Annotated in this window: 16 protein-coding genes; all 16 read right to left on the reverse strand. The window is 64.2% G+C overall.

The window, feature by feature from the left end; genetic code table 11:
* A partial coding sequence (locus tag DER72_RS11090; protein ID WP_146209052.1) for an Rpn family recombination-promoting nuclease/putative transposase occupies positions 1-337 on the reverse strand: 337 nt, incomplete at its 3' end.
* An 83-nt stretch (positions 338-420) separates the two neighbouring features.
* Entirely contained in the window at positions 421-1,497 is a 1,077-nt protein-coding gene (locus DER72_RS11095; protein ID WP_110070056.1) for a transposase, read from the reverse strand.
* 42 nt (positions 1,498-1,539) lie between these two features.
* Entirely contained in the window at positions 1,540-1,746 is a 207-nt protein-coding gene (locus DER72_RS16040; RefSeq protein WP_146209053.1) for a hypothetical protein, read from the reverse strand.
* A 140-nt stretch (positions 1,747-1,886) separates the two neighbouring features.
* On the reverse strand, positions 1,887-2,654 hold the full coding sequence (locus DER72_RS11100; protein ID WP_110070057.1) for a SapC family protein: 768 nt from the start codon (positions 2,652-2,654) through the stop codon (positions 1,887-1,889).
* Between the two features lie 12 nt (positions 2,655-2,666).
* Positions 2,667-3,446, reverse strand: coding sequence for a serine hydrolase (locus tag DER72_RS11105; RefSeq protein ID WP_309064166.1), 780 nt, complete (start codon positions 3,444-3,446; stop codon positions 2,667-2,669).
* Entirely contained in the window at positions 3,412-5,079 is a 1,668-nt protein-coding gene (locus DER72_RS11110) for a tetratricopeptide repeat protein (protein WP_146209055.1), read from the reverse strand. The genes DER72_RS11105 and DER72_RS11110 overlap by 35 nt, the downstream gene beginning before the upstream one ends.
* A 110-nt stretch (positions 5,080-5,189) precedes the next feature.
* Positions 5,190-7,814, reverse strand: a complete 2,625-nt coding sequence (locus DER72_RS11115) for a DUF4214 domain-containing protein (RefSeq protein ID WP_110070060.1) — start codon at positions 7,812-7,814, stop codon at positions 5,190-5,192.
* Positions 7,815-8,136: 322 nt separating this feature from the next.
* Positions 8,137-10,647 (reverse strand): glycosyltransferase, encoded by a 2,511-nt coding sequence (locus tag DER72_RS11120; RefSeq protein WP_110070061.1) that lies wholly within the window; start codon positions 10,645-10,647, stop codon positions 8,137-8,139.
* Entirely contained in the window at positions 10,644-11,684 is a 1,041-nt protein-coding gene (locus tag DER72_RS11125; RefSeq protein ID WP_110070062.1) for a glycosyltransferase family 4 protein, read from the reverse strand. The genes DER72_RS11120 and DER72_RS11125 overlap by 4 nt, the downstream gene beginning before the upstream one ends.
* Positions 11,681-13,108 carry a bifunctional 2-polyprenyl-6-hydroxyphenol methylase/3-demethylubiquinol 3-O-methyltransferase UbiG gene (locus DER72_RS11130; protein ID WP_181395659.1) on the reverse strand — a complete coding sequence of 476 codons (1,428 nt, stop codon included), beginning with the start codon at positions 13,106-13,108 and terminating at the stop codon, positions 11,681-11,683. Before DER72_RS11130 ends, DER72_RS11125 begins: the two co-directional genes overlap by 4 nt.
* Positions 13,105-14,328 carry an ABC transporter ATP-binding protein gene (locus DER72_RS11135; protein WP_110070064.1) on the reverse strand — a complete coding sequence of 408 codons (1,224 nt, stop codon included), beginning with the start codon at positions 14,326-14,328 and terminating at the stop codon, positions 13,105-13,107. Before DER72_RS11135 ends, DER72_RS11130 begins: the two co-directional genes overlap by 4 nt.
* 10 nt (positions 14,329-14,338) lie before the next feature.
* Positions 14,339-15,154 (reverse strand): ABC transporter permease, encoded by an 816-nt coding sequence (locus DER72_RS11140; protein WP_258306280.1) that lies wholly within the window; start codon positions 15,152-15,154, stop codon positions 14,339-14,341.
* Between the two features lie 17 nt (positions 15,155-15,171).
* Complete coding sequence (locus DER72_RS11145) at positions 15,172-16,344, reverse strand: glycosyltransferase family 1 protein (RefSeq protein ID WP_110070065.1); 1,173 nt, start codon at positions 16,342-16,344, stop codon at positions 15,172-15,174.
* A 4-nt stretch (positions 16,345-16,348) separates the two neighbouring features.
* The gene (locus DER72_RS11150; protein WP_110070066.1) at positions 16,349-17,527 is read right to left on the reverse strand and encodes a glycosyltransferase; all 1,179 of its coding nucleotides are present in this window, start codon (positions 17,525-17,527) and stop codon (positions 16,349-16,351) included.
* Positions 17,524-18,975, reverse strand: coding sequence for a mannose-1-phosphate guanylyltransferase/mannose-6-phosphate isomerase (locus tag DER72_RS11155; RefSeq protein ID WP_110070067.1), 1,452 nt, complete (start codon positions 18,973-18,975; stop codon positions 17,524-17,526). Before DER72_RS11155 ends, DER72_RS11150 begins: the two co-directional genes overlap by 4 nt.
* A gap of 106 nt (positions 18,976-19,081) precedes the next feature.
* Entirely contained in the window at positions 19,082-20,413 is a 1,332-nt protein-coding gene (locus DER72_RS11160) for an undecaprenyl-phosphate glucose phosphotransferase (protein WP_110070068.1), read from the reverse strand.
* Positions 20,414-20,433 lie beyond the last annotated feature (20 nt).

A 20,433-nucleotide genomic window follows, 5' to 3' on the forward strand; every position in this document is an offset into this window, starting at 1 on the left:
GCTTGCCGCTGGGCGTGAGGGCCTTTTGGCGGATCAGGTCCTGGTAGAGCAGCCCCAGGTAGCTCATGATTCGCACCGCCATGAAACGGTCGACGTTCGATTGAAACTCTAATAGCAGATAGACGTAGAGCCAGTCGTCGCCCCAGCGGACGCGCCAGATGATGTCGTCTTCCCGGTCACGCAGCTCGTCGGTGACGTAGGAGCCGCTGACTTTCTCCAGGGTGGAGAAGTCGAGCTGGCTGACCCAGGCTTCCTTGACGAAGCCCGTCAGCAAGTCCTTGACCATCTCGGGATGGGAGAAGAGCAGCTTGTAGCTGTGGTCGTGGTGGCTGGCCATGGAGCGTCCTTGCAATCGTCCGCCGGCAGTTTACCACGCCTCACCGCATCGATGCCGGCAAGCCGGCTTTGCTACCGCCACCCTCACGCCGCCCGGCGCTCGAACACCTTCCGCGCCATCCGCATCCCGCGCAGGTGGCGGGCCTGGCGTTCGGCACAGCGGGTGGTGAGGCTTTCTGGCGTGCCCACGGCGCTGCCGAAGCGGCTGAGCAGCGTGGTGGAGGCGGCGATGAAGGCTTCGGGGTCGATATTCAGCCGCTCGAGCAGCTTCGGCACGCGCCCTTCGATGGCCCCGCGCTTGTCGGGGCGCTGGCAGCGCCCGGTGGTCTCGACCAGCTCGAGGTAATCCTCGAAGCCGAAAGGGATGGCGTGGGGTAGCTGCGCCGTGGCATCGAAGGGCATCAGCGGCTGGAGTGGCAGGGTTTCGCACCAGGCCGGGGCTTGGCTCTCCGCTGGCGCCTGCGGGGCATCATCGTGCGGCCCATCATCGGGAGTGGCTGCCCTCCCCTGCTCGGCATCGTCCGGAAGCGCGGCCAGGCGCTCGGCCACCGAGGTATGCGCGGAGCTCTCCGGCGTTTCCGCCATGCCGGCGCGAATCGGGTTGAGATCCACATAGGCCATGGCGCTGAGGATCGCCTGCTCATCCAATAGCGCCTGGCTCTTGAAGCGCCCCTCCCAGAAGCGCCCCGTGCAGCCATCCTCGGCGTTGGCCTGGCGGGCGATCGCCTCGTTGAGCACGCGCATGAACCAGGAAACATCCGTCAGCCGCTCGCGGTAGGTCGCGGCCAGCTCCTTCACCGCCGCCACCTCCGCCGGCAGCTGATCCGCCCCGGCCTGGTAGCGCTGCACCAGCAAGGGGCCGGTGAACAGCGACGTCCAGCGGCGCAGCACCTCATCGTCGCTCCAAGCGGCAGCACGCGCCGCATCCACCCGCACCACCAGGTGGTAGTGATTGCTCATCACCGCATAGGCGGCCACGTCGATGGCGAACACACCGGCCAGCTGGTGCAGGCGATCACTGATCCAGCCGCGGCGATGCTCGTAGCTCTGGCCGCTTACGGCATCGGTACCGCACAAAAAGGCGCGGCGCACGCAGCGGTTGACCAGGTGGTACCAGGGGGTGGTGTCGAGCGACACCAGGGCAGCGCGGGGTCGCGTCATGGCGGGATACCTCGCTGGTGGGTGTGATCATCAGCGTAGCCGCTACTGGGCGGGCGTCAAGAATAAAGTGGGTGTCCCTTTCTTTCCGCGCGCCTCGGGATGGGCGACCAGGTAGGCCAGGGCGTAGAGCAGCAGCACGCCAATCAGCGCGTGAACCCGCAGCGGGGTCGTCACCAGCAGGGCCAGCACCAGCAGGAGGGTCAGGCGGCTCATGCGGTCAGCCGCGGTGGGGGTCAATAGGGTGGTCATCTCGGCAGTCGCCAGGCAGTCGGAAGACAAGCGGGACACCCCGGCCCCGGCAGGGCGGCCCCGGCGCGTGGTCGCGTGCGGCTTGTCTTCTGCCCGGGGCGTTGGCTCCCTTCAGTCGAGGTCAGGGGGATCGATGTGGCTCAGCTGTCAAAGTTGAACACAAACTCGTCGTCGCCTTCCCCGAACAGCTCGTCCAGGTTGTCGGGGGCAGCGTGGCTGGCGGGATTGAGCCGCGCCAGGCGGGCCAGCAGGTGCGTTTGGGGAATCGAGAGGTTGAGCGCGTAGGCGATGGGCAGCGCCTGGGATTTCCGCAGGGCCAGGAACGCTTCGTCGTCGAGCTGGCTGAGCGCCCGCTCGTCGATCATGTGCAGGCCGTCGATGGCGAGGCCCAGCTGGCTTGAGAGCGCCTCGGGCCAGGGGGTGATGACCTTGGCCTTGGCCAGCGCCTTGAGCGCCTTGTGGGTGGCCTGGTGCTTGCGGTGGTGGGTCTTGAGCGCCTCGACGCGGGTGGCCACGGCCTCACGCATCTGGCCGGCATTATCGAAGAAGGGCTCGCCGGCGCCGTGGGGGTCCTCCAGGCCGCTGTCACGGTCGAAGGTCACGATGCCCTTCTCGCCTACCGCGACCACGGCAAACGGCCAGGTGGAGAGCCAAGCGGGCCGGTAGTTGCCCAGCCACTTCCCTTTCTTAATGAACAGGTTATGGCCGGTCTCGAGGCCGCAGACGCCCACCAGACGCCACTCGCGGCCCTCCTTGACCAGAGCAATGGGCATGGTGGCGGCGGCCTTGGCGAGCTCCCCGGCGTGCAGGGGCAGCAGCGCCTGGTGGGTGGCAAAGGCGAGATCGACGGGCGGGTGCCAGGTCTTGCCCTGGCACTCCTTGGGGCTGAGGACGAGGGGTGTGGACATAGAGGCTCCTTGTTAGTGAACAGTGTCGTCGGCTGGAACCGTTGGGGCCTTGAGCTTGCCATCCAAGGTGTCTAGCACCTGCTGCATTTCGGTATAGCGATCGCCACCCACCTGTAGAAGCACGGTGAGGCGATCATTGCCCTCTTGGGTACGGGTATGCAGCATCAAGTTCAGCGTGCCATCGGGCAGCGTGCCGGTTTTTCCACCCAATACGCCTTGCTGCCCTTCCAGCAGCGGCTTGACGGTTGTGGCAATCGTCATATCACGCGGCGTCTTGCCCTGGGTGCGCAGGGTGTAGCGTGCAGCCCCCCAAGCAGACAAAAGCTCTGGGTAGCTCAATGCCGCCTCGCCCATTTTCAGCATGTCGGTAGCGGTAGTCCGCATATCCGTATGGTCTAGGCCCGAGGGGTTGGTGAATCGGGTAGCCGTCATGCCCAGGGCCACGGCTTTATCGTTCAATGCTTGCACGCCGCGTTGAAGCGCCTGCGCGGGTGTGGCTTGCGCGTCGTTGAGCAGACGTACCCCCAAGTGACGACCGACCACGTTGGCCGTGACGTTGGACGACGCCATGAGCATATTGCGCAGGGCATCACGCCAGCTCAGGGTATCGCCGGGCAACAGGTTGTTGCCACTGCCACCAATCAGGTCACCCTCGATCACGTCAATCTGCTCATCGAGCGCTGTCACGGTATCGAGTACGACTATGGCAAGCATGACCTTGGTCAGTGAAGCGGGCTTCATCACGGCATCGCCATTTTTATTCGTTTTGGTTATCCCCCCCCCCTGTTTTATTCCTTTCTGAGCTAACTACGCTCTGGGCAGACACCGGCTGTGTGGGTGCTTCGATCTGCGGGACCACAAAGGCCCAAGGCTCAATATCCGCGCGAGCACAGAAGTGGTGATGCACGCCCTGCAGGTTGTTCTGCCAAGCGCCATAGACATAGGGGGTATCGTTGCGAAGGGTCGGCCAGTTCCGCATAGAGGCATTGGCCTCGAAAATCAGTATTTTGCCTTGGTGCTCGGGCGCCTTGGCCACAGCGAAGTCGACGCCAGTGTAATCGAGCCCCATTTCATTGAGAGCAACCTCCAGGTGGCGCCAGTTATCGCCACCGAAATAGTCGACCGGATCACGAAGGAAATGATCTTCAAAGTCTTGCAACCAAGGGCAAAGGTCGAAAATCTGATTATTGATGTGAACCTTGTATTGGTTGATATCGCCGCGCAGGTGGGCGGGATAGAGCTTGCCACCGATCAGGAAAGCCCGGTATTTGAGGTAGAGCATGTCATCCGGCATGTTTTCGTCGCGGTAGCCGAACTCATGGTACTGCACCACGTAGACGGTCTGCGGTTGCTGGCTCAGCTTTTCATCCAACTCGGCAAAGTCGTGGCTGTCCAAGTCGTCGACCTTGTGCATGAACTTGCCGCCCTGATACCCGGCGAGGCGGATGATGATAGGCAGCTCAAAACCGTGGTCTTTGATGGCCTGCTCGACAATGGCCTTGGCGTTCTGCTGGGTGTTCTCGACCTTGACGCTCTTGGGCAGGATGACGTTGGGGTTGTCCTTGAAGCGGGCGTAGTTGCTTTCCCGACTGGAGGCGAGCACGGCGTTGGGTTCGTTGATCACCGGCAAATTGAGGCGGTCGCAAACCTTCTGTGCCAGGTGCAGGGCGTGCTCGCAGCGCTCGGGATCAGTGATAGAGTTGTAAATCACGTCTGCTGCCGGGAGCATCCGCAGAAGTTCGGGCTGGCTATCGAGGGTATCAACGTGGAAGCGAATCACGGTGATATGGTCGCTATCCAGCAGAGAGGTGAGGTTATTATGTCCCTCCGAGGTTTGGATGCCGAAGGTCTTACGATTAATGCCAAGAGACCCACTAGCTTGGGTAAACAGAGCTAGCACGGTGAGTTTGGTCTCGACCTTGGCTTCGCGAAGGTGAAAGGCCTTACTGCGAACGGCTTTCTGTGCCCAGTAGCGGCTATGCTCTTCGAAGCCGAGAGTACCGTAAAGAGCAGCCAAATAGCGCCGAGGGGCGTCATGGTTGGGGCGCAGCTGTACACAGCGGTGCATGGCGGCCAAGGCCAGACGGGTTTTGCCAACTTCGGACAGACAGCGTGCATAGCGAACGAGGCTGTCATAGTCGTCGGGCTGTTGCAGTAATGCCGTCTGCAGCAACAGCAGAGCGGTGTCATGCTTTTTATGCTTCATCAGCAATTGCGCCTGCAACAGGTTCGCCTCGATGCACAGCGGGTCGGCCTTGAGTGCCGCGGTCAGCTGATTCATGGCGCGGGCATCTTGCCCCTGAGCCATAAGCGTACGCGCGTCTTCCACACGCTGAACGGCATCTTGTTCTGCCGCCAGCCCGGTGCGGAGCGGTCGTGGACGTGGCTGTATCGCCGCCGGTGAATAGCGGTGTGTCTTAGCCATAAGGGAATCATTCTCCAGTGATGAGCCTGATACTAAAAACCCCCAGCCGTAGCTGAGGGTCGGTCAGGCAGAACCAGCGCATGGCTGGCTCTGATTCAGGTCACAAGGCCTTAGGCGATTGTGATGAAGCCCTCGGCGTTGATCACCAGGTCTTCAGCGTTCACGCCCACCAGAGTGATGGTGTCACCTTCGAAACCGCCGGTGGCGCTGCCTGCGAACTCAACCTCTTCAATGAACAGCAGGGTGTTGTTGCCATCCTGCTGGAAGAAGATCTCGAGCTCGCTGGAGCTGCCCTGACGGGTAGCGTTCAGGTCAACATCGCTGGCCAGGTCAGAACGGCTGTATCCAGTGCCGACGTACAGCAGATCTTCGCCGGTCGCACCGAAGCCAGTGATGGTGGCGTCTTCGCCGGAGAACAGGAAGATGTCATCACCAGCGGTACCGAACACAGAACCTTCTGCGGTGATCGGCAGCTCGTAGCCAAGCTCTTCCAGAGCCGCTTCGGCCGCGTCGATATCGTCGTTGAGCTGCGCGAGGGCGTCGACCAGCTGCTGGGCTTCAGCCACGTCACTGATCAGCTCTTCGCGGGTGTCGACGACGTCCTGAGCGGCTTCTTCGATCAGCTTGGCGGCCTCAAGAGCATCCAGGCGGGGGTTGGCTGCTGCTTCGTTTTCGAAGGTAGATTCAGCGCTTTCGACAGCAGTCTTCAGGCCTTCACGCTCAACGATCAGCGCATGGATGGGGGCCGCCTCTTCGTTGCCTACCGCATCAGCCAGTGCAACCTCAGCGGCGCTCAGAGCAGTTTGTGCTTCGGTAACAGCGGTTTGGAGCGGAGTCAGCTCTTCCTCAAGAGCTCCCAGGCGATCAGCTTCGGCCTGAACTGCAGCCGCATCGGCGTAACTGTGCTCAGTGACCAAAGCTTCGAGGTCAGACTGAGCAGTGTTGACAGCAGCAGCCAGAAGCGCGAAGTCGTTCAGTGCAGTCTCACGCGCAGTCAGTTCAGCGCTAATGGCATCCGAAATGGCAACTGAAGCGCTATCGATGTCTGCAGCATCAGCATCAGACGCAGGCAGTTCAGTGGTAACTACGCTCAGTTCGGCGTACAGAGCAGCGTAGGCGGCTTCGAGTGCGGTGCCTGTGCTAGCGTCGAGGCCGTCGTAAGCATCCAGCGCGGCTTCGTAGTCAGCGCGCACGGTGTCTGTGCCGTCGACGGCGAACTCAGCCACGGCGCCTTCGAGAGTCTGAAGCTCGGTAGCAACCTCAGCGGCGTCGGTCAGGGTAGATTCGCTAGCGCCATTGGCGGCAGTAATGGCGTCTGCCAGAGCAGTCTCGGCGTCGGCGTACTCAACCTGCAGCGCAGCGGCAGCATCAAGGGCTGCGGTCAGCGCGGCCGCATCAGCAAACTCAGCGCCGTTACCGTCGGCGAAGAACGCTTCCACGTCAGCTTCAGCAGCGTCGAGGGCAGCCTGCGCATCAACAACGGCCTGCTGCAGCTCATCAATGTCGCCCTCGGCGGCAGCAGCCAGGTCAGCCTGCAGCTGCTCGTCGGAGCCATGCTCACGGATGTGCGCCTGCAGTGCTGCCTGAGCCTCTTCCAGCGCCTCTTTGGCTTCCACAGCGGTTTCGGTCAGATCGAGCTCAGCGACAACAGCCTCGGCGGTAGCAACGGCTTGTTCTGCGCTCTCGACGTTGGCATCGGCGGCTTTCTTGGCCTGAACGGCTTCCAGAATAGCGGCAATACCGTTGACGCCTTCGGCTTCACCTTCCTTGGTCACCTTCAAGGTGCCGTTGTCGTTTTCGATAACGACTACACCATCAAGGGTAACTTCGTAGTTGACAACCGCCACAACTGCATCGCTGTTGCGGCCAGAGAAGGTGGTTACGGCGCCTGCCTGTACAGCAGCGGCATCCGCCTGTGCCTTCTGAGCGTCTTCCAGTCCAGATTGAGCATTTTCCAGAGTAGCAACGGCAGCGGTCAGACCCGGAACCTTATCTACCTCAGCGCGGGCAGCGGCAACGGCGTCTTGAGCATCTTCCAGACGAGCCTGGATTACGCGATCAGAGCCTTCGTTAGTGCGATGAGCCGCAAGAGCGTTTTGGGCAGTGGTCAGATTAGTCGCCACTTCGCCTTCAGTGACTTCATTCTCTTCCAGGAAATCAGCTTTGGCTTTGTTGGCATCAGCAAGGTTAGACAGTGCTTCAGTGAGCCCTGAAGTGTCAACCGGTGCTGCAGGCAGGGAGTCGACAGCAGCCTGAACATCCACGTCTTCGACAACGGTGTCAGCGTCGATGGTCAGCAGGAAGTCGCGAGCGGCATTGGCAGCATCGTTGCCCGCGTAGGCATCGCCAGCGAGATCGGTAAAGAGCTGTGCCACGGCGACCTTGTTCTGCAGCGCTACGGCGTCTTCGTTCTGCGCACCGTCAAAGATGGACAGGGCGATCTGCGCCAGGCTCTTCTCACCGCTCTCGAGGAGCCCCAGGTAGAAGTTCAGGCCTTCTTCCTCGGCATCACGAGCAAACATTTGCTGATACAGGTTGTTGATCAGCTCTTGGTTGGTGAGGTCACCAAAGCGAGCGTCGAATTCCTCGGAGGTGCCAAACGCGTTGACAACAGCAGCCACGCCATTGTTTTCGATCTGCTCGGCCCAGAAAGCCTGACCAGCGGCATCAGCCGGACGGCCGTAGTAGGCCACATACAGAGTCTGCGCCAGTTCCAGATTAGCTTGTGTTGCCATGGGACTATAGTCTCCTTGCTTTTGCAGGTTGCCGGGCTAAAGCCGCGGCATACTTACCTTGAGCGCTCAAGGTCTTGCGTGTTGCCCACTGCATGGAAGACATTTCGGGCGTTCCCTGAATGGTTCCCTTCCATGCGATCCCGGGTCCAGGCTTGCAGAAGGTAATGTATAGGCCAGCGTTGCGACAAGTCAACTTGTGCAACTGAGGAAAATGGTCCTATACCCCCCTCTATTCGCGGCTTTCGCTTACCGAAATGACCGATGTCACTCCTCTGTCGGCGAATGGCAACGAAAATTATCGAACAGCGCTCGCTAATGACGCCTAGCATATTAGGCCCCCCTCGAACGGCTGGCAAGCGACAATCTGCCTGACGGCCACCGGCCAGCTGAAGGCGCGCTCGGTGCGGGCTCGGGCGGCGCGGGTGCGTGCCTCGCGCTCGGCATCCGGCGTGGCCAGCAGGGCGGAGAGCGCCTCGGCCTGCTGCGCCAGCTCGGCCAGCCAGAGCTCCTCGGCGCCGAACCCCAGGCCGCGGTTGCCGAAGGGGGTGGTCAGCACCGGCACGCCGCTGGCGGTGTAGTCGAGCATCTTGAGGTTGCTGCCGGAGCCGCTGGCCATGGGATTGAGCGCCACGTCCACGCTGGCCAGCAGCACCGCGAGCTCCGCCTCGGAGACCCGCCCGAGGGCGCGCACGTTGGCCGGCAGCTCACGCAGCCCCGGGTGCTCGCACAGGCTACCGGCCAGGTAGAAGGCCACCTGGGGTAGCGCCGGCGCCACCTGGCGACAGATAAACTGCGCCGCCTCCAGGTTGGGGCCGTGCCAGCTGCCCAGAAACAGCACTACCGGGCGGTGCTGGCCCAGGCGGCGCTGCCAGCGGCGGCGCGTGGCCATGTCGATATAGGGCAGCCGCGAGAGATCAGCGCAGTTGGGCACCACCCGACCCTTGGCGCCGGCCACCGAGTAGCGCTTGCGAAAGGCGACGAGGTCCTCCTCGGCACAGGCGAGGATCTCCGCGCTCTCCACGCAGGCCAGTCGCTCGGCCTCCTCGACCTTGGCCAGGGCCTCGGCCGCTTCGGGGCGTCCACTGGCCAGGGCATCGGCCAGTATCGCCCGCTTCAAATCGAGCTCCACGTTGTGGGATTCGTACCACCAGGGCACGCTGAGATGCTCGCGCAGGGCGTGTACCAGGTAGGGGTGGGCACACACGCCCAGCGTGGCGCTCTCGGCATACCCCTCGAGGGCCTCGATAAAGGCAGGGTTATGGCGCCAGCCATCGATGGCGGCGATGTCGTCCACCGGGGCACCCAGCGCGGCCTGCAGGGCCTGCTGGTCGCGCCGCTGGGCGCGGCTCAGGGGAATGCGGTGCTCGGTGAGCCCCGGGGCGATCTCATGGCGGGTGGGCTCGCCCTCCTCCGGGGCCAGCACCAGCAGGGTGACGCGCACCCCGAACTCGCGCGCGACGTGGCGGTAGAGATGAAACATCCGACTCTGGCCGCCCCCCATGGGCGGATAGACGGGATAGGTGTTGAGCACCAGCCAGTGCTCGCCGCCGCCCAGGCCGCGCACGGTGGGAAAGCGGGGGTCGTCGCTCGCCTCGCCCTCCGGAGCCAGCAGCTCGCGCACGGTATCGGGCCAGGTCACATGGGCCACCGCGCGGCGTGCGGCCTCGCCCATGGCGCGGGTGCGTGCGCGGTCGGCGGCCAGCTCGCGAATCGCCTCGGCCAGGGCCTCTGGCGTCGGGGCTACGCTCCAGCCCGTCTCGCCCGGGGTGACGAACTCGTTGACGCCGCCGGCATCAGTGCAGGTCAGCACCGGCTTGCCGGCGCCCATGGCCTCCACGGTGATCAGGCCATAATCCTCGTCATAGGGGAGGAACGGCACCGCGAGCGCCTCCCGGTAGTGCGCCATCACCTCGCTGTCGCGCACGAAGCCCAGTAAGCGCACTCGGGGGTCGTCACCGGCCAGCGCCCTGAGCTCGGCCTCCATGGGGCCGGTGCCGGCGATACGCAGCTCGAGGTCGACGTCGGCGGCCAGAAAGCCCCGCAGCAGCAGGTCGAGCCGCTTGGGGCCGTCCAGCCGGCTGACCGTGAAGAGGTAATCGCGCGGCGCCGGCGAGCCCTCCGGCGCCGGCGGGATAGGCGGCAGGTCCGAGGGGTGATGAATCACCTTGACCGGCACGCCGCGGGGAAAATAGTGGGCGCGGCGGGTCACGTTGCGCGAGATGGCGCTATAGCGCGCGATGGCGCCGGGGGCCAGCGCGATGGCATCGAGGTGGTGGATCACCGCGCGGCTCAGGGGCCCGGGGAAGGCAAACAGCCCTTCACGGGCCCGCGCCGGCAGCCAAGGGCCATGCAGCATGGCGTTCAGCGTGGCGAAGAGCTCCGGCAGCTGGGCGCGCTCAGGGGTTGCCGCGAGCAGGCGACGCAGCCGCGCCAGCAGCGGATGATGGCGCAGCAGCCGGATGGCGCGCTGGCCGCGCTCGCCCGGCCAGGCCGCGGGCGAGAAGGGGTCGGCCTCGGCGAGCCGCGGCCAGGGGTAGGTGTCGTAGAGGCCGCGCAGGGTGTGCTGCAGGTAGAGGTGGTGGTCGGGATGCTCGACCATCCAGGCCGGGTACTTGGTGGAGATGACCCGGTCGAAGTGGCCGAGATCGAGCTCGCTGAAGCGCCGATAGCTGGCCACCAGCTCGGCGAAGTTGCGCTCGGGGCTCGGCAACTTGATCAGCTCCAGCTGGTGGTCGCTGAGCTGGTTGAGGTGATGGGTCAGGCCCCACCAGAGCTTTTCGGCGCCGCCCACGGCGAAGGGCACGCCGCTGGGCGCTACCAGGGCAATCTTCATGCCCCGCCCTCCTCGCACAGCAGGCGCGCGACGACCCGCGGCCAGCCGATGCCGGCCCGCTGGTAGGCCTCACGCCCGGCGCGCCCCATTTCGGCGGTGCGCGCGCGATCCTGCCAGGCGCGATCGATGGCGTCGGCGATGGCGCGCGGGTCGGGGTCGACGACCCAGCCGGTCTGGTCGTGCTGCACGAACTCCAGCGGCCCGCCGCTATCCCGGCAGGTGATGACCGGCTTGGCGGCGAGCATCGCCTCCAGGGTGATGTACCCGTAATCCTCGTCGAAGGGCCCGAAGAACACCGCCATGGCATTGGCATACCAGGCCAGCTTCTCGGCCTCGCTGAAGCGGCCCACCAGGCGAACGCGGTGCTCAAGGCCATGACGTTCGATCAGCGCCTGGTAGCGCGCTCGCTGGCCACCATCACCGGCAATGATCACCTTGGCCGGCGTGGCCAGATGACGAGCCGCCTCGATCAGCAGATCCTGACGCTTGAGGCTCTCCAGGCGGCTGGGACAAAAAACGTAGCCCCAGTCGTCGTCGCATCGAAACTGCTCGGCCCCATGGGGCGGATGGTAGAGCGGCTCGGCGATCAGGCCGTTGAACTGCTCGAGGCGCTCTGCCACCCGCCGAGAGTTGGCAAATAGCCGCTGCACTCCGCCCAAGTGGCGATCATCGAAGGCCTGCACGGCGTGTTGAAGGCTCGCCTGCTCGGCGCTCGCCCTCTGTGGCTCCCAGAGCTCATAGCAGGCACGGTGCTGGTGCATGACCCAGACGGTATGCGCGGGGTGGGAGAGCCCCCAGGCGGGAAACTGCAGGCTGATGGCCCGATCGATGGCCAGGCCGTTGGGCGCGGTCATGTCCAGGGTCTCCACGTACTCCATCAGCGCCTGGATATCGGCCTCCGGCTGAAAGCGGAACGGGAGGCGCAGCAGCTCCACCTCATGGCCGTGGTCGCGCAGGGCCCGGGTGAGCCCTTCGATGTGGTAGTCGGCGCCGCCACGCATGAAGGGCACCAGGGTGGCGCTCACCAGGAGCCTCATGACGTGGCCTCCTCGGCGGCGGGGGCCACCTTGACACCCACCACGGCGAAATCCTGCGGCCCGCACAAGTGGCCATTGACACGCTCGGTGAGCGGGTCGTCACCCGGCACCTTGGCGCTCTCGGGGTAAGGGTTGAAGCGGCGCACCTGAACCTCCCCCAGACCATGATACTCGAGCAGGAAGGTCATGGCGGTGGGAGTCAACGGGTTGCGGTGGGTCGGGTCGTGGTAGAAGGTGTGGCTGCCTACCAGCAGGTTCTCTGGGTTGGGGGTCTCGATGATCAGCACGCCTCCCGGGGCCAGAACCCGCTGCGCCTCGTCGACCATGCGGTAGAGGACGTCGAACGGCAGGTGCTCGGCCAGGTGGAAGGCACTGACCAGCGCATGGCTATTGTCGGGCTGGGCGCTCAAGGCAGCGAGCAGGTCCGCATGGGCCACCTCGAAGCCGCGCTCCTGGCAGTGCTCCACCATGGCCACGTTGAGATCAGCGCCGTGGGCCGAGAAGCCTCGCTCGCTCAACAAAGACAGCCATTCGCCGCGCCCGCAGCCCAGGTCCAGAGCACGGGTGCCTGCGCGGCTGGCCATGTCAAGCTGCGGCGCGTAGTTGAGCAGGTGCTCACGGATCTGTGCCTCGCTGCCCCGACAGGCATCCTCGAAGGCGAGGTAATAGGCATCGAACAGCTGCTGCTCTAACGCCTCCCTGTTGGCCGGCACCTTGGGCGGCGGGCCTTCGGTCAACCGTTCCACAGCACGCCGATGGTGCTGCAAGGCACTGAACAAGGCCGCCCGACTGCGATCCAGGGCCGCGATATCCTGGCCGGCCTCCTCCAATGCGAGGTCCATCTCCAGGAGCACGTCGGTCAACTCATCCAGCTGCCTTGCACGCGCTTCCAGCACAGACAGCCGCCCCATCACCATTAGCCTCGGCCGCATGGCCACAGCCAAACCGCGATAGATGATCCGCAGCGGAGGACGTACCAGGCGCCCCACGACGCCGAGACGGTTCCCCAGCCAAACCGGTACCGAGAGCCAGCGCCATCTGGGCACTTTCAGCTGACGCTTCGCAAGGCTGCGCTTGGTTTCATCGGCGCAAAGCAGGTCGGCCAACACATAAAGTCTTCCTGCTTTGGGTAGCACGCCGAGGTAGTGGGCCAGGCCGTCCTCATCTACCTCTCTACCCATTAGCACCCAATAGGCACGGGCGAGAAATCGCTCATCATTCAAAAGCGCGGCAAAAAGGTGCTCCAGGCTCGTATCAAGCTTGTCTATGCCCTGTTCAGCAGGGTCACGTCGGGAGAGTAGCTTCAACAAGCTGTCCCGGTGCGCCCTTGGCGGCGGTGCCTCTGCTGCGGCATCTTCGTGTTGGCGAGCAATCGCTCGCAAGCGAGCCACCAGGATGTCCAGGTCGCCATCAGCATGATTCATGAGCCAACTCCTGTGTCTGCTGGAAAGGTGGGCCGACATTCCATCTCCAGGGGCAAGCGACATACACCGGAAAAGAGGCGTTGCCTGAAACCGGCCACCTCGAACTGCAGGTAGCTGTCGCACCACCAGTAGCAGTCGTCCAAATGATGCTCACGACTGTGCAGGGCCACGGTGACTGTATACTTGCCAGGGGCGATATCGGCACGCAGCCGGAAGTGCACAGTGCAAGGCGTGCCGGGCTCAAGGTGTAGCGGCTGGCCAAGCTGGAAGCTGTTGGTACCGAAGATATCCTGACCGAATCGGTCGCGAATCATTACCCCGAGAGTCAAGTCACCCAGCGGTTGATGTGCGAGCAGGTCCAGCTCGATCATCAGCCACTCCCCACTGGCGACGGTGTGGCTGCCGCTATCTTCCCCTGACATTCGTCCGCCCACGACTTCGGCCTCACCGCTGCCATAAGCTCCCTGATGGCGGGCCAGATGGCGACCCTCTTCTTCTTCAGCCTGACGGGCCATGATGCGGTTGTAGTGGTTGACCGCATCGCCGGCGTCGCCATCGAAGGCTACCTCCCCGCTTTCGATAACCAAGGCACGGTCGCAGAGCATCTTGACGGCATTGAGATCATGGGAGACAAACAGGATAGAACCGCCCCCCTCCTTGAACTCACGAATGCGCTTCATACACTTCTGTTGGAAATAGCCGTCACCGACCGAAAGCGCCTCATCGACCAGAAAACAGCTGGGGTCGGCGTGGATGGCGATGGAGAAGGCCAGGCGCATGGTCATGCCGGAGGAGTAGGTGCGAAGGGGCTCGTCGATGTAGCCACCGAGTTCGGAGAACTCGACGATGGCCTGGCGGCGAGCCTCGATCTCCTCACGGCGCATGCCGAGCATCAAGCCGTTGGCGGTGATGTTCTGCATCCCGGTCAGATCGGCATTGAAGCCGGTTCCCAGCTCGAGCAGCCCGGTGATGCGCCCGTCGATATGAATCTCCCCCGAGTCGGGCACCAGCACCCCGGTCAGCAGCTTGAGCAACGTGGACTTGCCGGCCCCGTTGCGGCCCAGCACACCGAGCACCTCGCCCGGGGCCACCTCGAAGCCGATATCCTTGAGGGCGTGGTAGGTGTCATGGCGAGTCCGCCCGGTGATGGCCTCTCGCAGCCGGTCGCTGGGGCGATGGAAGAGCTTGAAGGACTTGTTGAGGCCCTGGATACGGATCATGCGGGTCTCCTCACAGGCAGTCGCGCAGATCGCGCTCGGTACGGTGCAGGAGCCACAGCGCCAACGCCAGCAGCAGCAGGCTGCCTAACGCGAACAGGCCGAGCGGCAACAGGTCCGGCAGCTGCTGGCGCATGATCAGGCTGCGATAGGCGTCCACCAGCACGAAGAAAGGGTTGAACTGCATGCCGTGTTGCACCCACGCCGGCAGGATTTCAACCACATAGACGATCGGCGTCACCCAGAACCATAGCTGTAACACCACGGTGACGACTTCCTTGATGTCTCTCAAGAAAACGGAAAGCAAGGCTAGGGTCAGCCCCAGGGCATAGGCAAACAGGCTCTGCAGGCCAAACACCACGGGCACCAGCAGCCACCAGGCGCTGATCGGAAAATCGACCAGCAGCAGGAAGCCGATGAAGAAGGTCGTGCCGATCACATAGACCACGCTCTCGGTCAGCAGCACCGAGAGCGGTAGCGCCAGCAGCGAGACGTTGACCTTGGTGACCAGGTGGGACTGATCGCGAAACAGGTTGGTGATGCGCCCCAGGCTGTTGGCAAAGGCGATCCAGGCGAGCATGCCGCAGATCAGGTAGATGCTGTAGGCAAAGCGGTCGATCTCGGCGCCGAAGCCTTCCAGCCGGGCACCCATGATGCTGGAGAAGACCAGCACGAAGACCAGGATATTGACCAGCGGCGAGACGAAGGTCCAGGTGGCACCCAGCACCGAGCCGGTGTGCCGCTCGACCAGATCCTGGCGAGTCATGTGGAGGATCAGCGGCAGGCTTGCCTTGACGGCACGCAGTCGCGGGTAGAGAGAGGCGTACACGGTGCTCCTTTTTCTGGTCAGTCGATCATGGCCTGGCGGAAGGAAGCCAGTAGCCGGTCGGCACTGGCCTGCCAGGTGAAAGCCTCGGCGCGCGCCCTGGCGGCCAGGATACGTTCTTGATGGTCATCGTCGATGAGCGCCCGAAGCCCCTCTAGGATGGCGTCATCGTCGTCGGGTGCCACTTCAAGTGCCGTGCCACCGGCGACCTCATGGGTCGCCGTAACGTTGGCCGTGAGGACTGGCGTCCCCGAGGCCATGGCTTCCGCCACCGGCATGCCGAAGCCCTCGTATAGAGAGACATAGACAAACCCGGCCGCCCGCGCGTAAAGCCCGGGTAGATCGGCGCTGGGCACATAGCCGAGCCGGCGGATCGTGCCGCGAGCCAGCGCGGCCTCGGCGGCGGCAGACAGGCGCTGTTCTCCCCACCCGGACATGCCGGCCAGCAGCAGCGGCGTGCGCTGCTGGACGGCAGCCGGCAGCCGGCCGTAGGCCTCCAGCACACGGGAGAGATTCTTGCGCGGCTCCAGGGTGCCAACGCTGAGCAGATAGCGCTCGGGCAGCCGATAGCGCGCCTCCAGCGCCTCGCGCCCCGCCGGGGGCAGCGGCACAAGAAAGCGCGACGAGACGGCCGGCGGCACGATATCGATGCGCGCCGGGTCCACGCCCTCGAGCTCCACGAGCTCCTGGGCGGTGAACTGCGAGACCACGTTGATGCGCCGAGCCCGCGCCAGGCTCTCACCCAGCTGGCGGGAGAAAAACGCCACGCGCTCAGGGGGATGGTACTGGGGGTAGCGGCGATGGGAGAGGTCATGCACGGTGACCACGCTGCGCCCTCGCCACGGCAGCAGAATATAGTTGGGCTCCCAGTAGAGCGCATCGCGCTCCGCTGCGCCGGCGCGCAGCCGCTGGGTGTAAAGCCAGCGGTAGGCCCGCCGCGTCAGCGGGTTGCGCAGGTAGCGCCTGGCCAGCTGCCACCAGGGGCTCTGCGCCTCGGCCGCGCCCTCTCCTCCCGCCCCGGCAAGCAGGGGGTGGTCGGCGGTCAGCGGCTCACGCACCCGGCCGGTCAAGCCTTCCAGCATCAAGCCATCGCCCTGCTGGCGCGACAGCAGCTCCAGCGTCAACTCTCGGGTGTAGTGCCCGATACCGGTCAGCGGCGACAGCAGCGGCTGCAGGTTGATGATGACATGCATGGGTTTACCTCGAGAGACGGATCGGGAGCCGCTCCAGCTGGGCGCTCAGGCGTTGCCAGAACAGATGAGTGCCAAAGGACTCGGCCTGCTCCCGGCAGGCCAGGGGCGAGAAGCCGCGCTGTTCGAAACGCTCGAGGGCCTGCGTGAGGCTCTCCGGGCGCTGGGCGTCAAAGAACACCCCGGTGGGGTTGTGATCCTCTTCCCCGCGAACCGTCTCAAGCGCCCCCCCCTGCCCGAAGGCGATCACCGGGGTGCCACAGGCCTGGGCTTCCAGGGGCATGATGCCGAAATCCTCGTCGGCGGCGAACACGAAACCCCGGGCCCTCTGCATCAGGCTCTGGAGCCTGTCATGGGGCTGATGCCCCAGCAGGGTGATATTATCCGCGCCCTTGGCCAGCCGCTCCAGGCGCTTACGCTCGGGGCCGTCTCCCACTACCTTGAGCTGCCGGCCAGGGGAGTGCCGGAAGGCCTCGATGATCAGGTCGATCCGCTTGTAGGGCACCAGGCGCGAGGCGGCCAGGTAGTAATCGCTCCGCGGCCCCGGGTGGAAGGCAAAGGCCCCCACGTCCACGGGGGGATGCAACACGGTGGCCTCACGCCGATAGAACTTGGCGATGCGACTCGCCACGTTGTGGGAGTTGGCCACGAAGTGGTCGACCTGGCTGGCGGTGATGTAGTCCCACTGGCGCAAGCGTCCGAGAGTGCGCCTGACGTACCATTCCAGCGGCGCCGGAAAGGCCGCATCGGCCAGGTACCCCTCCTTCATGTCCCAGGCGTAGCGCATCGGGGTGTGGCAATAGCAGAGATGGTACTGTCCCGGCAGCGTCGGAATGCCCTTGGCAACGGCATGGCTCGAGGAGATCACCAGATCGAAGCCGCGCAGGTCCATCTGCTCGATGGCATAGGGCATGAACGGCAGGTAGTGGCGATAGTACCGGCGTGAGAACGGCAGCCGCTGAATCAGGCTGGTATGCACCCGGTGGTCAGCCAACCACCCGCGCTTGTCGTCGGGCAGGTGGTCTACCAGGGTGAACACCTCGGCCTGAGGAAAGGCGGCCAACAGCGCGCGCAGGACCTTCTCCGCTCCGCCGTCCACCACCAGCCAGTCGTGGACGATGGCCACGCGCAGGTCACGGTAGCGGCGACGCAGGGCCGCGAGCTCCGGTGTCACTGGCTCACTCATGAATGGCTCTTTGGAGTGCGCCCATAGTCGTCGTCAAAACGCACGATGTCGTCTTCGCCGAGGTAGCTGCCCGTCTGTACCTCGATCAGCCGAAGAGGAATCACGCCCGGGTTTTCCAGCCGATGCATCGTCCCCAGCGGAATGTAGGTCGATTCGTCCTCGGAAAGCAGGAAGCTGCGCAGCGCCTGGGCTTCGCCCTGGCGCTCACCCTGGGTGACGCGTGCGGTGCCCTCCACGACCACCCAATGCTCGGCGCGGTGATGGTGCATCTGCAGAGAGAGCTTGGCGCCGGGCTTGACCACGATCTCCTTCACCTGAAAGCCATCGGCCAGGACCATGGTGCGGTAGTGGCCCCAGGGGCGATAGACGCACTGATGCGACTGGCACTCGCTGCGACCGCTCGCCTTGAGGGCATTGACGATGGCCTTGGTCTCCTGGGCATGGTCCCGATGGGCGACGAGCACCGCATCATCGGTCTCCACGATTACCAGGTCCTCGACGCCGACCGCCGCGACCAGGCGCGATTCGCTGCGCACCAGGCTATTGCGCGTCTGATGCAGCAGCACGTCGCCCTGGATTGCGTTCCCACCCTCGGATGGGGAGGCCTTGAGAGCGTAGATCGAATCCCAGGCGCCCACGTCACTCCAGCCCGGGTCCATCGGCACCACGGCAGCCTGACGCGTGTGCTCCATCACCGCATAGTCGATTGACTCGCCGCGGCACGCGCGGAAGGCGTCGGGATCGACGCGCAGGAAATCGAGATCGTCCTGACGCCCGGCATACGCCTGCCGACAGGCGTCCAGGATATCCGGCGCGTGCTGGCCCAGTGCCTCGAGCACCTGCGCCCCTCCGAGCAGAAAGATCCCGCTGTTCCAGAGGTACTCGCCGCTAGTCAGGTAGGCCGTTGCGCGCTCGAGGTCCGGTTTCTCGACAAAGGCGGCCACTTCATGGCCGTCACCGAGCGCCTCGCCCCGCCGTATATAGCCATAGCCGGTGTGGGGGCTGGTCGGGGTGATACCGAAGGTCACCAGGCGCCGCTGCGCCACGAGCTGACTGCCTGCCTCGACCGCGCGCACGAAGGCCTCGGGGCGCTCGATAACGTGATCCGCGGGCATGATCAGCAGCTGGCTGTCGGGGCTCAGTTCTTCCGCCGCCAGAGCGGCCAGGGCGAGCGCCGGCGCGGTGTTGCGCCCTACCGGCTCCAGCAGGATTCTCAGCGGCTCTACGCCCACTGACTGGAGCTGTTCTGCGACCAGAAAGCGGTGCTCCTCGTTGCACACCACCATGGGCGCGGCGACATCCGGCATGCCATGCAGGCGAAGCGCCGCCTCCTGGAGCAGGGTAAGGTCGGGGTGATGAAGCTTGAGGAACTGCTTGGGATAGTGCTCCCGGGAGACCGGCCACAGGCGTGAACCGGAGCCGCCGGACAGGATGACGGGCAGGATCATGCTACCTCCTTGACAACGCATTCAGCAGTTCCCTGCAAGCGGCCTGCGAAAACCGCACATGACTCATGGCGCAGCATGATACCACCCCGGCGGCTGGCCGGCAGGTTCAAGGTTGCCGATTGATGAAGCCGCGCGTGAGCGTCATGGCCAGAATCTTGATATCCAGTCCCAGGGACCAGTTGTCGATATAGTAGAGGTCGAATTCGACCCGCTTTCTCATGACATCCACACTGTCGGTGATGCCGCGCAGGCCATTGACCTGCGCCCAGCCTGTCATCCCCGGCTTCACACGGTGGCGCTGCATGTAGCGCTCGATCAGGCCATTGTAGTAGGCGTTATGGTCCATGGCATGGGGCCTGGGCCCCACCAGCGACATGCGCCCCTGCAGCACATTGAACAGCTGGGGGAGCTCATCGAGACTGGTGCGGCGCAGGAATGCCCCCAGCGGTGTGATGCGAGGGTCCCCATGCTGGGCCTGAGGCGTGCCGGATGGAGAGTGGTTGGCCATGGTGCGGAACTTGTAGATCCGAAAGCGCTTGCCATCCAGGCCGTGGCGCTCCTGCTTGAAGAGGACGGGCCCACCCATCTTCCACCTGACCAGCAGCCCCACCACCAGCATGATGGGAAGAAACAGCAGGAACAGCAACAGGCCCAGCGCCCTGTCCTCCAGGGCCTTCAGCAGCCGCCGCGGGCCATTCAGAGGGCTGTAATTGAGATCCAGGGAGTAGAGACCCGCCACCTGAGCCGTGCGATGGTTGAGCAGCCGAACATCGGAGAGGTCCGGAAAATAGCGAACGCTGACCGGCACGCTCACGAAGGCACCGGCAATGCACTGAACCTTGGCACCCTCGACCAGGGGATAGCTGACCCAGATCTCGTCGAAGTCGCGCTGAAAGACGCTACGCTCTGCCATCTCGGTGACCGCCTGAGTGAAGTCGCCTTCTGCCCTCTCCTCCAGACGCCCTACGACGACGTAACCCACCGAGGGCATGCTGGCCAGATGTCGCTCGACCCTGTCCAGGTTATCGGCCGGGCCGAGCAGCAGCACTCGTTTGAGGTTGTGCCCCTTGGAGCGAAGGTAACGCAGAAGTCCGTAGAGAAGCGCGCGCAGCACGCAGCCGGCAGCGAGGATGGTCAGCGCAGAGGTTCCCATCCACAGACGGGAAAAGACCTGGGTGCTCTTGGTGGCCACCAGCAGCAGACTGAGAATGGAGAGCGTCAGCATCCAGGCCAGAGCATACACACCCAGCATGCTGAAGAAGCTGCGCCCGCGCCAGGGTTGGTAGAGGCCAAGCAGTTCGCCACAGGCCGGCAGCATCATGCTGCCGGCCAGAATCAACAGCAGGTAGTCGATGCTGTCGGCGTTGTCGATACCCTGGAACCACGCCAACACCAGCCAGGCAATCAGCAGCGCGATGCCGGCGTCGAAGCAGCGCATTCCACGTCGGAGCCAGTCAC

Source organism: Halomonas sp. A11-A (assembly GCF_003182195.1).
Lineage (GTDB): Bacteria > Pseudomonadota > Gammaproteobacteria > Pseudomonadales > Halomonadaceae > Halomonas > Halomonas alkalicola.

Excerpts from the sequence above, each read along its gene's own strand:
- DER72_RS11095 (WP_110070056.1), bottom strand. The coding sequence starts at position 1,497 with ATGACGCGACCCCGCGCTGCCCTGGTGTCGCTCGACACCACCCCCTGG.
- DER72_RS16040 (WP_146209053.1), bottom strand. The coding sequence starts at position 1,746 with ATGACCACCCTATTGACCCCCACCGCGGCTGACCGCATGAGCCGCCTG.
- DER72_RS11100 (WP_110070057.1), bottom strand. The coding sequence starts at position 2,654 with ATGTCCACACCCCTCGTCCTCAGCCCCAAGGAGTGCCAGGGCAAGACC.
- DER72_RS11110 (WP_146209055.1), bottom strand. The coding sequence starts at position 5,079 with ATGGCTAAGACACACCGCTATTCACCGGCGGCGATACAGCCACGTCCA.
- DER72_RS11115 (WP_110070060.1), bottom strand. The coding sequence starts at position 7,814 with ATGGCAACACAAGCTAATCTGGAACTGGCGCAGACTCTGTATGTGGCC.
- DER72_RS11120 (WP_110070061.1), bottom strand. The coding sequence starts at position 10,647 with ATGAAGATTGCCCTGGTAGCGCCCAGCGGCGTGCCCTTCGCCGTGGGC.
- DER72_RS11125 (WP_110070062.1), bottom strand. The coding sequence starts at position 11,684 with ATGAGGCTCCTGGTGAGCGCCACCCTGGTGCCCTTCATGCGTGGCGGC.
- DER72_RS11130 (WP_181395659.1), bottom strand. The coding sequence starts at position 13,108 with ATGAATCATGCTGATGGCGACCTGGACATCCTGGTGGCTCGCTTGCGA.
- DER72_RS11135 (WP_110070064.1), bottom strand. The coding sequence starts at position 14,328 with ATGATCCGTATCCAGGGCCTCAACAAGTCCTTCAAGCTCTTCCATCGC.
- DER72_RS11145 (WP_110070065.1), bottom strand. The coding sequence starts at position 16,344 with ATGCATGTCATCATCAACCTGCAGCCGCTGCTGTCGCCGCTGACCGGT.
- DER72_RS11150 (WP_110070066.1), bottom strand. The coding sequence starts at position 17,527 with ATGAGTGAGCCAGTGACACCGGAGCTCGCGGCCCTGCGTCGCCGCTAC.
- DER72_RS11155 (WP_110070067.1), bottom strand. The coding sequence starts at position 18,975 with ATGATCCTGCCCGTCATCCTGTCCGGCGGCTCCGGTTCACGCCTGTGG.
- DER72_RS11160 (WP_110070068.1), bottom strand. The coding sequence starts at position 20,413 with ATGCGCTGCTTCGACGCCGGCATCGCGCTGCTGATTGCCTGGCTGGTG.